This is a genomic window from Sphingopyxis sp. SCN 67-31 (genome assembly GCF_001725095.1).
Genome location: NZ_MEFH01000018.1, coordinates 69,655 through 82,734 on the forward strand (window position 1 = coordinate 69,655; position 13,080 = coordinate 82,734).

At 68.1% G+C, this 13,080-nt stretch carries 11 protein-coding genes; 3 read left to right on the forward strand and 8 right to left on the reverse strand.

Annotated features, from left to right (window positions below; translation table 11 throughout):
- Positions 1 to 14: 14 nt before the first annotated feature.
- The 5 genes from ABS88_RS03420 to ABS88_RS03440 all read right to left on the reverse strand — a co-directional run bounded on the left by ABS88_RS03420 (position 15) and on the right by ABS88_RS03440 (position 6,046).
- The gene (locus ABS88_RS03420) at positions 15 to 935 is read right to left on the reverse strand and encodes an NAD(P)-dependent oxidoreductase (protein WP_076073473.1); all 921 of its coding nucleotides are present in this window, start codon (positions 933 to 935) and stop codon (positions 15 to 17) included.
- A complete protein-coding gene (gene eno, locus ABS88_RS03425; RefSeq protein WP_076073472.1) occupies positions 932 to 2,230 on the reverse strand; it encodes a phosphopyruvate hydratase in 1,299 nt (432 codons plus the stop codon). The genes ABS88_RS03420 and eno overlap by 4 nt, the downstream gene beginning before the upstream one ends.
- Positions 2,227 to 3,207 (reverse strand): phosphotransferase family protein, encoded by a 981-nt coding sequence (locus ABS88_RS03430; protein WP_076073471.1) that lies wholly within the window; start codon positions 3,205 to 3,207, stop codon positions 2,227 to 2,229. The genes eno and ABS88_RS03430 overlap by 4 nt, the downstream gene beginning before the upstream one ends.
- A complete protein-coding gene (locus tag ABS88_RS03435) occupies positions 3,208 to 4,335 on the reverse strand; it encodes an alpha/beta hydrolase (RefSeq protein ID WP_104960227.1) in 1,128 nt (375 codons plus the stop codon).
- Positions 4,336 to 4,411: 76 nt separating this feature from the next.
- Positions 4,412 to 6,046, reverse strand: coding sequence for a long-chain-fatty-acid--CoA ligase (locus ABS88_RS03440; protein WP_076073469.1), 1,635 nt, complete (start codon positions 6,044 to 6,046; stop codon positions 4,412 to 4,414).
- 175 nt (positions 6,047 to 6,221) lie between these two features.
- Here ABS88_RS03440 and ABS88_RS03445 point away from each other — a divergent pair, with 175 nt between their 5' ends.
- Positions 6,222 to 6,671: a MarR family winged helix-turn-helix transcriptional regulator gene (locus ABS88_RS03445; protein ID WP_067111196.1), complete on the forward strand. Its 450-nt coding sequence runs from the start codon at positions 6,222 to 6,224 to the stop codon at positions 6,669 to 6,671.
- 4 nt (positions 6,672 to 6,675) lie between these two features.
- Here the strand turns inward: ABS88_RS03445 and ABS88_RS03450 are convergent, their stop codons facing one another.
- Together ABS88_RS03450 and ABS88_RS03455 are read right to left on the reverse strand one after the other, a co-directional pair.
- Positions 6,676 to 7,251 (reverse strand): NADPH-dependent FMN reductase, encoded by a 576-nt coding sequence (locus ABS88_RS03450; protein WP_104960226.1) that lies wholly within the window; start codon positions 7,249 to 7,251, stop codon positions 6,676 to 6,678.
- 71 nt (positions 7,252 to 7,322) lie between these two features.
- Positions 7,323 to 7,829, reverse strand: a complete 507-nt coding sequence (locus ABS88_RS03455) for a MarR family winged helix-turn-helix transcriptional regulator (RefSeq protein ID WP_076073466.1) — start codon at positions 7,827 to 7,829, stop codon at positions 7,323 to 7,325.
- Positions 7,830 to 7,999: 170 nt separating this feature from the next.
- Here ABS88_RS03455 and leuD point away from each other — a divergent pair, with 170 nt between their 5' ends.
- The gene (gene leuD / locus ABS88_RS03460) at positions 8,000 to 8,608 is read left to right on the forward strand and encodes a 3-isopropylmalate dehydratase small subunit (protein WP_076073465.1); all 609 of its coding nucleotides are present in this window, start codon (positions 8,000 to 8,002) and stop codon (positions 8,606 to 8,608) included.
- 258 nt (positions 8,609 to 8,866) lie between these two features.
- On the opposite strand, the gene leuC is transcribed toward leuD, so the two are convergent.
- Complete coding sequence (leuC, locus tag ABS88_RS03465; RefSeq protein WP_076073464.1) at positions 8,867 to 10,288, reverse strand: 3-isopropylmalate dehydratase large subunit; 1,422 nt, start codon at positions 10,286 to 10,288, stop codon at positions 8,867 to 8,869.
- Positions 10,289 to 10,741: 453 nt separating this feature from the next.
- Here leuC and ABS88_RS03470 point away from each other — a divergent pair, with 453 nt between their 5' ends.
- Positions 10,742 to 13,051 carry a TonB-dependent receptor gene (locus ABS88_RS03470; protein WP_158682364.1) on the forward strand — a complete coding sequence of 770 codons (2,310 nt, stop codon included), beginning with the start codon at positions 10,742 to 10,744 and terminating at the stop codon, positions 13,049 to 13,051.
- Positions 13,052 to 13,080: the final 29 nt, after the last annotated feature.

Sequence of the window (13,080 nt, forward strand, 5' to 3'; positions counted from 1 at the left end):
TGAAGCATCGGGGTTCATACCACCCGATGCAGCAACGCTTCACCCGCGCCGAGCCGGCGGATATTCTCGTGCGCGACCGACAGGCTGCGCACCAGCGTCTCGGGCGTCAGCCACGCGATATGCGGCGCGAGCACGACGTTGGGCAGCGCCAGCAGTGGATCGCCCGGCGCCACCGGCTCGCGGTCGAACACGTCGAGCCCGGCGCCGCGCAGATGCCCCGAGGCAAGCGCCTCGACCAGCCGCGCCGCATCGACCAGCTCGCCGCGCGCGGTGTTCACCAGCACCGCGCCTTTCTTCATCGCCAGCGGATCGACGGCGCCGCGCGTCTCGTCGGTCAGCGGCATGTGCAGCGAGACGATGTCGGCCTCGGCGACGATGCGCTCCAGCGGCCAATAGTCGTAGGGCGCGTCGCGGCGGCTGCGCGCCGTGTAGACGACCCTGGCGCCCAGCGCCGCGAGCACCGGCGCTAGCAACTGCGCCGAATGGCCGAAACCGACCAGCCCGACCGTGCGCCCCGCCACCTCGCCGACGCTGTCGAGTTCGGCCGGGTCGGCGCTCCACCCCTCCCCGGCGCGCGTCCGCGCGTCGAAGAAGCAGGTGCGGCGCAGCACCGCCATCATCAGCGACAGCGCCATCTCGGCGACCGCCTGGCTGTTGGTGCCGGGCATGTTGCACACCGCGACGCCGTGGCCCTGCGCCGCGTCGAGCGCGATCGTGTTGACGCCGACCCCCAGCTTCTGGATCAGCTTCAGCTTCGGCGCCGAGGCAATGAAGTCGGGCGTGACGGGAGTCAGGACGTGGAGCAGCGCGGTGATGTCGGGCGCCACCGCGCCGAGCGGTGCCGCCTCGTCGACATGCACCACGACGCCGGGGCCAAAGACCGCGTCGACCGCGTCGCGGAATCCGGGGCTGGGGCGCGCGTGGAGGACGATCATGCCGCGACGGTCCCGATCGGCGCGGCAAAGGCGCCGAAGCCCGCGAACACCGCGTCGGCGCCCATCGCCTCCTCGATCCGCAGCATCTCGTTCCACTTCGCCATGCGTTCGGAACGGGTGAAGCTGCCGACCTTGAGCTGGCCCGCGTCCCAGCCGGTCGCGAGATGCGCGATGGTGACATCCTCGCTCTCGCCCGAGCGCGCCGAGACGATCGCGCCCCAGCCGCGCGCCACCGCCGCGTCGAGCGCGGCCTTCGCCTCGGTCACGGTGCCGACCTGATTGACCTTGATCAGCGCCGCGTTGCACACCGCCGCCTCGCCCGCGCGTTCGACGCGCTCCGCATTGGTGACGAGCACGTCGTCGCCGATGATCTGCACCCGGTCGCCGATCGCCGCGGTCACCGCCGCCATCGCCGTCCAGTCATCCTGTCCCGCCGGATCCTCGATCGACAGGATCGGATAGCGTTTCGCCCATTCGACGATCCGCGCCGCCATCTGCTCGCTCGTCAGCCGCCCGTCGTCGAGCGCGAGGCTGTAGCCCGATGCGTCGCCCAGCTCGTTCGCGGCGATGTCGAGCGAGATGAACACCTCCTCGCCCGCGCGGTGCCCGCTCGCCTCGATCGCCCTGGTCAGCGTGTCGAGCGCATCCTCGTTCGAGTCGAAATTGGGCCACCAGCCGCCTTCGTCGGCGACCCCCGACAGCGGACCCTTCGCCTCCATCAGGCGGCCCGCGGCGCGATAGACGTCGTCGGTGATCTCGAGCGCGCGGCGGAAGCTGCCCGCCTTCGGGCACATCACCATGAAATCCTGCACGTCGGTTCGCCGTCCCGCGTGCGCGCCGCCGCCGAAAATCTGGATTTCGGGCAGCGGAATGCGCACCGGACGCCTGCCCGCCAGATAGCGCCACAGCGGCTCGCGCGCATCGGCCGCGGCCGCGTGGAGCACCGCCATCGACACCGCGACCACTGCATTGGCGCCGAGCCGCGCCTTGTTCGGCGTCCCGTCGAGGTCGCACAGCGCCTTGTCGACCGCCGCCTGATCGCGCGCGTCCATGCCGGCGATCGCCCCCGCGATCTCGGCGCCGATTCCGGCGACCGCGCCATTGACGCCATAGCCACCGAATGCCGTGCCGCCGTCGCGCAGGTCGATCGCCTCATGCGCCCCGCGCGAGGCGCCCGCCGGCGCGATCGCGCGGCCGACCGCGCCCGATTCGAGCAGCACCTCGGCCTCGACGGTGGGCCGGCCGCGCGAATCCCAGAGCTGGCGGCCGGTGACGGAGGCGATACGCGAGGTCATGCAAAAGTCCTTTTCCAGTTGGCGACGAGTGCGTCGACGGGCGCGGGATCGCGCAGCAGCGCCCGCGCCTGATCGCGCACGACGCGCTTGTGTTCGGGGTCGGTCAGATAGGGGGCGGGCGACTTGCCCTCGACGCGCGCGAGCAGCAGCGCGGAGGTGAGCCGGCCGGCGCGCAGCAGCAGCCCGTCCGGCGCTTCCCAGTCGATGCCGGCGCGATAGGCCGCGACCAGCGCCACCGCCGCATCGCCCAGCCGCGCATCGTCCAGCCACACCGCCTTGAGCAGCAGGTGCGTCGTGCAGAAGGCGAGGTCGAAGGCCGGATCGCCATAGACCGCGCATTCGGCATCGAGGAACACCGGGCCGTCGGCGGCGACGAGGATATTCTTGGGACTGACGTCGCCATGTACCAGCGCGATCTTCGTCGCCGACAGCGCGTCGGCGAGGTCGCGCAGCACCGGCGCCAGCTCGGCGTCGTGATCGGCGACGTGCAGCAGGAAGGGATCGACGCGCAGCGCGCGGAACATCGCCTGGGTCGGAAAGGCGTCGCGGTCAGCGGCGCTGTTCGCGGTCGCGGCGTGCACCGCGGCGATCCGCGCGCCCACCATCGCCGCGAAATCCGCATCGACGCGTCCCGCGATCAGTTCGTCCTTCCACACCGGGCAATCGGGCAGGAAGCGCATCGCGAAGCCGTAGTGCGGCAGCTCGGCGAGCACCTCGGGCGCGATGCGCGGATCGACGCCGCGCGCGCGCTTCAGCCAGCGCACCTCGCTCGCGCCGCGCTCTACCGGCGCGTGCCACTCGGCGGCGACGCGGAGCTGTTCGAGCGGGCGTTTGACGACGATCGGCCCCGCCGCCGTCTCGACCTTCCACACGTCGCATGATACGCCGCCGGTCAGCGGTTCGAGCGCCGGCGCCTCCGTCCCGATCAGGCCGGCGCCGCGCAACCCTTCGACGATGTCGGCGCCGGCCGTGTCCACTTACAGCTTCTCCCGGATCCACGCGCCGACGAGGTCGGCGGCATTCTGCCGCTCCTCGATCGAATCCTCGAAATAATGCGCACCCTTGATCAGTTCGAGCTGCTTGTCGGTCGATCCGAGGAAATCGAAGATCTTGCGCGCATCGCTCGGGAAGACGCCGGTGTCGGCGGTTCCCTGGACGACCAGCGCCGGGGTGTCGTGCTTGGCGAGGTGCGGCTGGCCCTGGCAGGGCGAGGTTTCGAGGCTCCACATGTTGAGCCACGTCCGAATCGTGTTCGCGCGGCCGATGCTCGGCGAGCGGTTAGCGATCGCGGGGTCGCCGCGATAGCACCAGTTGGGCTTGCGGTCCGACGGGTCGATCGCCGGATCGACGCAGCGGATGTCGCCCCAGCAGCGGAACATCGGGAAAATCCGGTCGGGGATTCCGGCATCGTTGAGCCGCTTCAATTCCGCCTTCGCCCAGTCGGTGATCCGCTGGTTGCGCGCGCGCTGCGCGGCGCGATACTTGGCGATGAATTCGTCCGAATAGGGCGGGCCGTTGTCGGGGTTGAACGGATCGAGTTCGGGGTCGGTCAGCGTCGGATCATTCTCGTCGATCACCGACGCGTCCATCCAGTCGGTCAGCACCTCCGGGCGTCCCTGGTGCGCGTTGAAGCTGATGTAGAGGTCGCCCTTCACCAGTTGCGCGAGCGCATCCTGCCCGGCGGAGGGAAGCCGGTCGGTCAGCGTCGGCGCGATCGCTTCGGCCTGATAGGCCCCCATCAGCGAGCCGCCGCCCGAATTGCCGAGGATGACGATCTGTTCGACCCCGGCCTCTTCCTTCAGCCACTTCATCCCGACGCCGATGTCGAGCACCGCATGTTCGAGCAGGAACTGGTCCTCCATCCCGCGATAGCGCGTGTTCCAGCCGAGGAAGCCGAAGCCCTGCCGCGCGAAATAGGGCGCGATATAATGTTCGGAGAAATCGACGTTGTAATGGGTGGCGATGATCGCGACCTTCGGGCGCTTGCCCGCCTCGGTCCAGTAGATGCCCTGGCACGGATGCCCGCCGGCCTGGATGCGCGGCGCGGTCGGCGACACCCTTCCGATGAATTGCGCGTCCAGTCCTTCGATCCCGTTCGGGTCCATTAGTTTCTCTCCTGCTGGTTATATCTCACCATCGTCATCCCGGACTTGATCCGGGATGACGAAAGTGGGGAACATATCAACGGCTGACCTCGAAAGGCAGTTCATAGCCTTCCAGCCCGGCGCGGATCGCCCTTTTGTCGATCTTGCCGGTGGGGCCGAGCGGGATGGCGTCGACGAACAGCACGTCGTCGGGCATCCACCATCTGGCGATCTTGCCGTCGAGAAAGGCCTTGAGGTCGTCGGCCGAAGCCGTCGCGCCGGGTTTCAGTTCGCACAGCAGGATCGGCCGTTCGTCCCATTTGGGGTGCGCGACGCCGACCACCGCGGCGTTGGCGACCGCATCGTGCCCCATCGCGATATTCTCGATCTCGATCGAGCTGATCCACTCGCCGCCCGATTTCACCACATCCTTGGCGCGGTCGGTGATCTGCATATAGCCTTCGGCGTCGATCGTGCTGACGTCGCCGGTATCGAAGAAGCCTTCTTCGTCGAGCACGTCGCCGCCCTCACCGCCGAAATAGCCCGCCGCAATCGTCGGCCCCTTGATCATCAGCCGTCCGGGCGTCCGGCCGTCGTGCGGCAGGCGGTTCCCCGCATCGTCGACCAGCTTCATCTCCAGCCCGCAGAGCAGCCGGCCCTGCTTCAGCTTGTACGCCATCTGCTTGGCGTCGGACTTTGCCGCGACCGACGCGTTCGGGACCGAAACGGTACCGAGCGGCGAGGTCTCGGTCATCCCCCAGCCCTGGATGACGTCGACGCCATAATCGTCGCGGAAGGTGCGGATGATCGATTCGGGGCATGCCGATCCGCCGATCGTCACGCGCTCCAGCGTCGTGAAGCGCTTGCCGTTCTCCTGCATATATTGCAGCAGCATCTGCCACACGGTCGGCACCGCGGCCGAATAGGTGACGCCCTCCTGCTCGATCAGGTTGTAGATCGATTCGCCGTCCATCCGCTGCCCCGGCAGCACCAGCTTCGCACCGACCGCGGGCGCCGAATAGACGACGCCCCAGGCGTTGGCGTGGTACATCGGCACGACGAGCAGCACCGTGTCGCGCGCCGAAAGCGCGAGCGCGTCGCGCTGCAAGGTCATCAGCGCGTGGATGTAATTGGAGCGGTGCGAATAGAGCACGCCCTTCGGATTGCCCGTCGTCCCGCTGGTGTAGCAGAGACCGCAGGCGGCATTCTCGTCGAAATCCCCCCACGCATAGTCAGCCGGATGATCCGCGATCCAGTCGTCGAAGGCGACGGCGGGAAAGCTCGTCTTCGGCAGCGAGGCCGCATCGCAGAAGAAGATCACCTTCTCGATCGACGGCACCTGCGGCAGCAATTCCTCGACAAGGTCGGCGGTCGCCGGGTCGGCGATCAGCAGCCGGTCGCCGGCATGGTTCGCAATATAGGCGATCTGTTCGGGAAACAGCCGCGGATTGAGCGTGTGGAGCACCGCCCCCATCCCCGCCGCGCCGTACCAGGCGGCAAGGTGGCGGGCGCCGTTCCAGCCCATCGTCGCGACGCGGTCGCCGGGCGCGATGCCCTCTGCGGCGAGCGCGTTCGACACGCGCCCGGCGTCGGCGTGGACGGCGGCATAGGTGGACCGGGTGACGCGCCCCTCGGCATCGCGCGACACGATCTCGCGCGCGCCGTGCCAGGCGGCCGCATGATCGATGATGCGATCGACGGTCAGCGGCACATTCTGCATCAGTCCGTCCATGGGCCCGCGGTCCTCCCTCGTTGGTCCGGCCTCCTTGCATCCCCGGCCGGTAAAAGCATAGTATACTAAGTATCTCCGGTTTGCAACGCCGCTCTGCCTTGCTTCGCCCCGTCCCTTCTTCTAGCGTCGCGCCGCCGGCGTCCGACCGGGAAACAGGGGTTCATCGCGGCATTCCATGCGCACCAATCAGCTCATCATCGCACTATTCCAACGCTTCTGCTGGCTCGACGAAGGGTTGCAGTCGCGGCTTCACGATCGCGGCTGGCCCGACATCAGCCGGCCGCAGTCGATGATCATGACCAACATCGCCAGCGGCATCGTGCGCCCGTCGGACATCGCGCGCAACCTCGGCGTGTCGCGTCAGGCGATCCACAGCACGATCAACCAGATGGTCCGGCTCGGCGTCGTCCGGCTGGAGGTCGACCCGCGCGACCGCCGCCACATGATCGTGTCGCTCACCGAACTCGGCGCGCGGATGCGCCGCGACGCACAGCGCGCGATGGACGCGCTCACCGGCCAGCTCGCCGAAAAGCTGGGGCAGGATCGCTTCGACGCGCTGCTCGAAGCGCTCGAGGCCGACTGGGGCGACAATATCGAGCGCCGGCCCGCCGTCGAGCGCGCCTGAAGTCCTAACCCGCCAGTGCGGCTGCGACCGCGACCAGCCGCGCCGCGGTCATGTCGACCAGCGACGCGGGCAGCGCATCCTTCAGCGCGCCTTCGGCGTCGAACGCCGCATGGGCGTTCGGCACCAGCACCTGTTCGGGAATCACCAGCGTCTGCACGGTCGAAAGGATCTGGCGCAGGTGCGCGAGCGCCCGCAGCCCGCCGAACGGGCTGATCGATGCCGCCATCACCGCCGTCGCCTTGCCGCGATAGGCGGTCAGCGCGACGAGCCCCTCGTCGCCGGTCGGGCGCGACGCCCAGTCGATCGCGTTCTTGAGCAGCGGCGGCACCGAACCGTTATATTCGGGCGACACGAACAACAGCCCGTCCTGCGCCGCGAACAGCTGCTTGAGGCGCAGCGCGTCGGGCGGAAAGGCCTCCGCCTCCAGCGCCGCCGAATAGAGCGGCAGGTCGAAGGTCGCCAGATCGACCTCGACCACCTCGGCGCCGTGCGCCGCGAGCCGGGCCGCGGCGAGCCGGGCGAGCGCACGGTTGAACGATCCGGCGCGCGTGCTGCCGGCGATGACTGCGATATGGGTCATGGTCCCTCCCGATCGAAATTGGTTAGTGTTCTAACCTTCAATCGGGGCGGGGGCAACCGCCGACAAACGGATCAGGCGCTGGCGTCCGACAGGATCGTCAGCTTCGCCGTCTCGTCGGCGAGGTTGGCGATGACGCGGCGCATCAGTGCCTGCAACTGCGCGACCTCATCGTCGCTCATCCCGCGCGTCGCGATCTGGTGCACCTCGGCGTTGATCGGCGCGAGCAGGATTTCCAGCTTCTTCGCGTGCGGGGTCAGATAGATGAAGGTCTTGCGCCGGTCCGCGTCGGTCTTGCGGCGCGTGATGAAGCCGGCCTTCTCCAGCCCTTTCAGCGCGACCACCGTCGTCGGCTCGCGCATCCCGACCCGCTCGCTCAACTCGCGCTGGGTGATGCCGTCCTCGCGCCACAGCTGGCGCAGGAAGCGCCACTGTCCCGACGACACGCCGTGCGACAGCGTGCCGCGTTCGAGCAGGCGCGAAAAGGAGCGAAAGGTGATGCGGGCGAGATAGCCGATGCTGTTTTCCGGATTGGTGAAATATTCGGCCGGATAGCGCAATGTCGGATTCGTCTTGGCCAATGCTCTTCCCCCCAATCGGTCCGCGGGCGCGCGGACCCTGCCTGATCGAACGAACCTGAAACCGACCGTAGGGGCCTATGATTCGTCCGGCAATAGTTTCGGCGCGCCGGCAGGGTTGGACAGCGCCGCCGATCCGATATACTTAGTATCCTAAGTTCAAAGGATGAGCCATGCTAAAATTCGATCGGCTGACCGCGACCGCCGCACCGCTCCCACTCGCCAATGTCGACACCGACATGGTCATACCGGCGCGTTACATGACGTCGCTCACCCGCGACGGGCTGGGCCGCCACCTGTTCCACGAACTGCGCTACCGCGACGACGGCGCCGAGCGCGATTCGTTCATCCTCAACCGCGGCCCGTGCCGGAACGCGCAGATATTGATCGCCGACCGCAATTTCGGCTGCGGCTCGTCGCGCGAGCATGCGGTGTGGGCGCTCACCGATTTCGGCATCCGCTGCGTCATCGCGCCCAGCTTCGGCGACATCTTCGCGAACAATGCGCGCAAGAACGGGCTGCTGCTGGTCCGCCTTCCGGACGCGCTGTGCCAGCGGCTGCGCCGCGAGGTCGAACTGGCGCAGTTCGCGCCGATCACCGTCGACCTCGCCGAGCAGCGCATCGACCTCGCCTCCGGCGAATCGCTGGCCTTCGCCGTCGATCCCGATGACCGGCGCACGCTGATGGAGGGGCTCGACGACATCGACCGCACGCTGCGCCACGCCGCCGCGATCGCCCGATTCGAGACCGCCCGCGCGGCGCGTTCGGTCGGGGATTCGTGAATATTCCGGTTTCGACGGAGTCATCCTTTCCTTCGGCATGCTGAACCTGTTTCGGCATCCATGCCCCCGGAAACAAGTTGACGATCATCCCGGTCCGACACGGAATCGTCCCCCCGGCGAAAGCCGGGGTCCGTGCGGGGCGGCGCTACGCCATCCGGGCCCCGGCCTTCGCCGGGGAACAGGCTCTTGCCTGACCGATGGGCATATAGGCCAAAGGCGATGAGGGTGGAGCAGCGAAGCTGAACGCCGGCGCACCGCTCAGCGCGGCGCGTCGAGGTCGTCGGGCGCGGCGATCGCGCCCGCCACCGCGCTCGCCGCCGCAAGCGCCGGGCTCATCAGGTGGGTGCGGCCGCCGCGCCCCTGGCGATTCTCGAAATTGCGGTTCGACGTCGCCGCGCAGCGCTCGCCGGGACGCAGCCGGTCGGGGTTCATCCCGACGCACATCGAGCAGCCCGGCTCGCGCCAGTCGAAGCCCGCGGCGCGGAAGACGGCGTCGAGGCCCTCCGCCTCGGCCTGCCGCTTGACCAGCCCCGATCCGGGCACCGCCATCGCGCGGACGTGCGGCGCGACGCGGCGCCCGCGCAGCACCGCGGCGGCGGCGCGCAGGTCCTCGATCCGGCTGTTGGTGCAGCTGCCGATGAACACGCGGTCGAGCCGCTGCCCGGCGATCGGCTGCCCGGGCGTCAGGTCCATATAGGCGAGCGCCCGCGCCGCGGCGGCGCGCGCCTCGGCGCTGGCGAAGCGCGCCGGGTCGGGGACGTGGCCGCCGATTCCGACCACCTGTGCCGGATTGGTGCCCCAGCTCACCATCGGACCGACGGCGGCGGCATCGACCCACAGCTCATGGTCGAAATGCGCGCCCTCGTCGCTCGCCAGCACGCCCCAGCGCGCCAGCGCCGCGTCCCACGCCGACCCCGCCGGTGCGGCCGGGCGCCCCTTCAGATAGGCATGGGTCGTCGCATCGGGCGCGATCAGCCCGGCGCGCGCGCCCATTTCGATGCTGAGGTTGCACAGCGTCATCCGCGCCTCCATCGACAGCGCGCGGATCGCCGACCCGGCATATTCGATGACATGCCCGGTCGCGCCGTCGACCCCCAGCATCGCGAGCAGGTGGAGCGCGAGATCCTTCGCGTGGACGTGCGGCGCCAGCACGCCGTCGACCGTGATCCGCATGTTGCGCGAGCGGCGCTGGCGGATCGTCTGCGTCGCGAGCACATGCTCGACCTCGCTCGTCCCGATGCCGAAGGCGAGCGCGCCGAAGGCCCCGTGAGTCGAGGTGTGGCTGTCGCCGCAGACGATCGTCATCCCCGGCTGCGAGCGCCCCTGTTCGGGGCCGACGACATGGACGATGCCGTTGCGCGGGTCGCCCATCGCGAACTGCTCGACGCCGAAGCGCGCGCAATTGTCGGAAAGCGCCTCGATCTGCGCGCGCGCCTGGCCGTCGGCGACCGCGGCGGGCCCGCCCGCCTGCCCTTCGGTCGGGACATTATGATCGGAAAGCGCGAGCGCCAGTGCAGGCCGCCGCACCGGCCGCCCGGCGGCAGCAAGCGCGGAGAAAGCCTGCGGCGAGGTCACCTCGTGCAGCAGGTGCAGGTCGATGTAGAGCAAGGTCTCGCCATCGTCCTCGGCGACGACGTGCGCGTCCCATATCTTGTCGTAGAGCGTGCGCGGCGCGATCATCGGCGGGCAGCCTTTCCGCGCCGGGCGCGCGCGGCGAAGCGACTCGGGCGCAGCGCGCGCCGGGCCGCCGCCATCCTTTCATCGCCGCCTTTCGATTCTCGCACCGCCGCGCTCCCCCGACGCGCATCCCGCCCACTGGGCGGAGTCGCGCAAAATACTTAGATATCTAACTTGTAGCCAATCCACCCCCGATGTAGCAAGCGCTTTTCCGGGGATTTCCCCTTTTTCAGCCTGATAATACTTAGCACTTGAAGTATATTTTTCCTATGCTAATGGAGCCGTGGGACGTGAGGATCGCAGACCCGTCGGCGCCGGACACAGGCCGAGGCCGCATCGCGAGTGAAGAGGCAAAAAGCCCCCAGGACTCCCGTTCCACCAAGGCAGCGGCCGTATGACGGTCCGCCGCGCAAATGCGCGGGCGGGCGTGTGCGTCCGCCCATCAGGGAGGACATGATGAAAACCGCATTTCTGTTTCTTTCGGTCGCCGCCGTCGCGCTGACGAGCGCGCCCGCCCACGCCCAGTCGGCCGACGAAGGCGCTTCGGGCGGCGGCTTCGGCGACATCGTCGTCACCGCGCAGCGCCGCAGCGAGAGCGTGCAGGACGTGCCGATCTCGATCTCCGCTTTCAACAGCGAGATGGTCGAATCGAGCGGCAGCACCAATATCACCAGCCTCAACGGCATCGCGCCCAACGTCGTGCTGCAGACGCAGGGGCTGGTCGCCAACGTGCCGATGATCTCGATCCGCGGCATGAGCACGGCGGACCCCGATCCCAACGCCGACCCCAAGGTCAGCACGATCATCGACGGCGTCTACATCCCCTTCGTGTCGAGCACGATGCTCGACCTGTTCGACGTCGAGCGCATCGAGGTGCTGAAGGGTCCGCAGGGCGTGCTGTTCGGCAAGAACAACCTGGCCGGCACGATCAACGTCATCACCGCGCGGCCGACCGACGATTTCGGCGGCGAGGCGCGGGTCACGCTCGGCTCGTTCGGGCTGAAGCAGTTCCGCGGCAAGCTCAATTCGGGCCGTTTCGCCGACGACGCGCTGGCGGCCAAGGTCTCGGTCAATTTCCGCGACTATAACGGTTACGCCCGCAACGTGATCACCGGCAACCGCCTCAACGGCGCCAATGTGAAGTCGGTGCGCGGCGCGCTCAACTTCGACCGGGGCGGCGCTTTCGATTCGACGATCGTCGCCGACTGGCTGAAGCAGAAGACCACCGGTCCGGCGCCGCACGTCCTCGACAATGGCGATGCCAACTGGGACCTGCTGCCCGACGTCGTCAAGACCGACGTCCGCAAGGCGGCGGTGCTGTTCGATCCCTATGCCAACACCGAAACCTATGGCGGGTCGTGGACCTCGAACCTCGACGTCGGCTACGGCACGATCACCTCGGTGCTCGGCTATCGCCACCTGACCTATGTCACGCGTGGCGACTTCGACGGGCTGATCGATCCCCGTCCGGCGCTCGACGTCATCCGCGATTTCTCGGGCGAATCGAGGAGCGGCGAGCTGCGCTATGTCTCGCCGGCGGGCGAGCCGGTCGATTTCGTCGTCGGCCTCTATTACCAGACCGACAAGTGGCGGCAGTTCAATACGGTGTTCGCGACCCCCACGACGACGACGTTGGCGCAGCTGCACCAGAACACCGAAAGCTATGCGGTGTTCGCGCTGGTCAACGCGCACCCCGCCGACGGGCTGACGCTGTCGATCGGCGGCCGCTTCAGCCATGACAGCAAGAAATACGACATCGCGACGCAGGTGCGCACGAACACCGCGTCGGTCGGGAACCTGACCGGGGACGCCTATACCCAGGCGGTGATGGCTTCCCTGCTCAGCGGCGCGCAGCTTTCGTCCTTCGCGACCAGCCTCAAGGCGTCGTGGTCCGAATTCACCCCGCGCCTGACCGCCGAATATCGCGTTTCGCCGAGCGCGATGGTCTATGCCAACTATTCGCAGGGCTACAAGGCGGGCGGCTTCAACTCGCGCGGCACGATCGCGGAGAATGTCGGCCCCTATAACCCCGAATATGTCAACGCCTTCGAAGTCGGCGCGAAGACCGACCTGTTCGACCGGCTGCTGCGCTTCAACGTCGCGGGCTTCGTCAACAATTATCGCGACCTTCAGGGGTCGGTGACGAAGATGGGCGCCGTCCGCGCGGAGAATATCACGACCAACATCGCCGCGGCGAAAATCTACGGCTTCGAGGTCGAGACGCTGCTGCGTCCGGCGGACGGCCTCACGATCGGGGCCAACCTCGCCTATCTCCACGCGCGCTATACCGATTTCTGCGCGGACACGAACGGCGTCTTCACCAACGGGGCGCCCGAACCCGGCCAGTGCGGTCCGGCGCAGCCGATCCTGATCAACGGCGTGCCCAACGGCACCTTCGCAGTCCCGACCGATTCGTCGGGTCTCGACCTCGCCAACGCGCCGAAGTGGAGCGGCAGCCTGGCGGTCGACTATGCGATCCCGATGTCGTTCGGCGAGATCAAGCTGCACAGCGACGCGCGCTATTCGTCGCGCTTCAACACCTGGGGCCGCAGCAACCTGCCCGGCTATTACCGCGACGAGGTCGTGCTGCTCAACGCGAGCATCGCGGTCGCGGGCGAGGACGACCGGTGGAAGGTCACCCTCTACGGCTCGAACCTCACCGACCAGAAGGTGATTTCGGGCGCGACCAACGCCGGCGCGACCCCGATCTCGCAATTCTATCAGCCGCCGCGCGAATTCGGGGTCGACTTCGCGGTCAAATTCTGACGGCCATGTCCCGCGGCGCCCCGACCGGC

Coding starts and splice junctions, on each gene's coding strand:
- ABS88_RS03420 (WP_076073473.1), bottom strand. CDS start 935: ATGATCGTCCTCCACGCGCGCCCCAGCCCCGGATTCCGCGACGCGGTC.
- eno (WP_076073472.1), bottom strand. CDS start 2,230: ATGACCTCGCGTATCGCCTCCGTCACCGGCCGCCAGCTCTGGGATTCG.
- ABS88_RS03435 (WP_104960227.1), bottom strand. CDS start 4,335: ATGGACCCGAACGGGATCGAAGGACTGGACGCGCAATTCATCGGAAGG.
- ABS88_RS03440 (WP_076073469.1), bottom strand. CDS start 6,046: ATGGACGGACTGATGCAGAATGTGCCGCTGACCGTCGATCGCATCATC.
- ABS88_RS03445 (WP_067111196.1), top strand. CDS start 6,222: ATGCGCACCAATCAGCTCATCATCGCACTATTCCAACGCTTCTGCTGG.
- ABS88_RS03450 (WP_104960226.1), bottom strand. CDS start 7,251: ATGACCCATATCGCAGTCATCGCCGGCAGCACGCGCGCCGGATCGTTC.
- leuD (WP_076073465.1), top strand. CDS start 8,000: ATGCTAAAATTCGATCGGCTGACCGCGACCGCCGCACCGCTCCCACTC.
- leuC (WP_076073464.1), bottom strand. CDS start 10,288: ATGATCGCGCCGCGCACGCTCTACGACAAGATATGGGACGCGCACGTC.
- ABS88_RS03470 (WP_158682364.1), top strand. CDS start 10,742: ATGAAAACCGCATTTCTGTTTCTTTCGGTCGCCGCCGTCGCGCTGACG.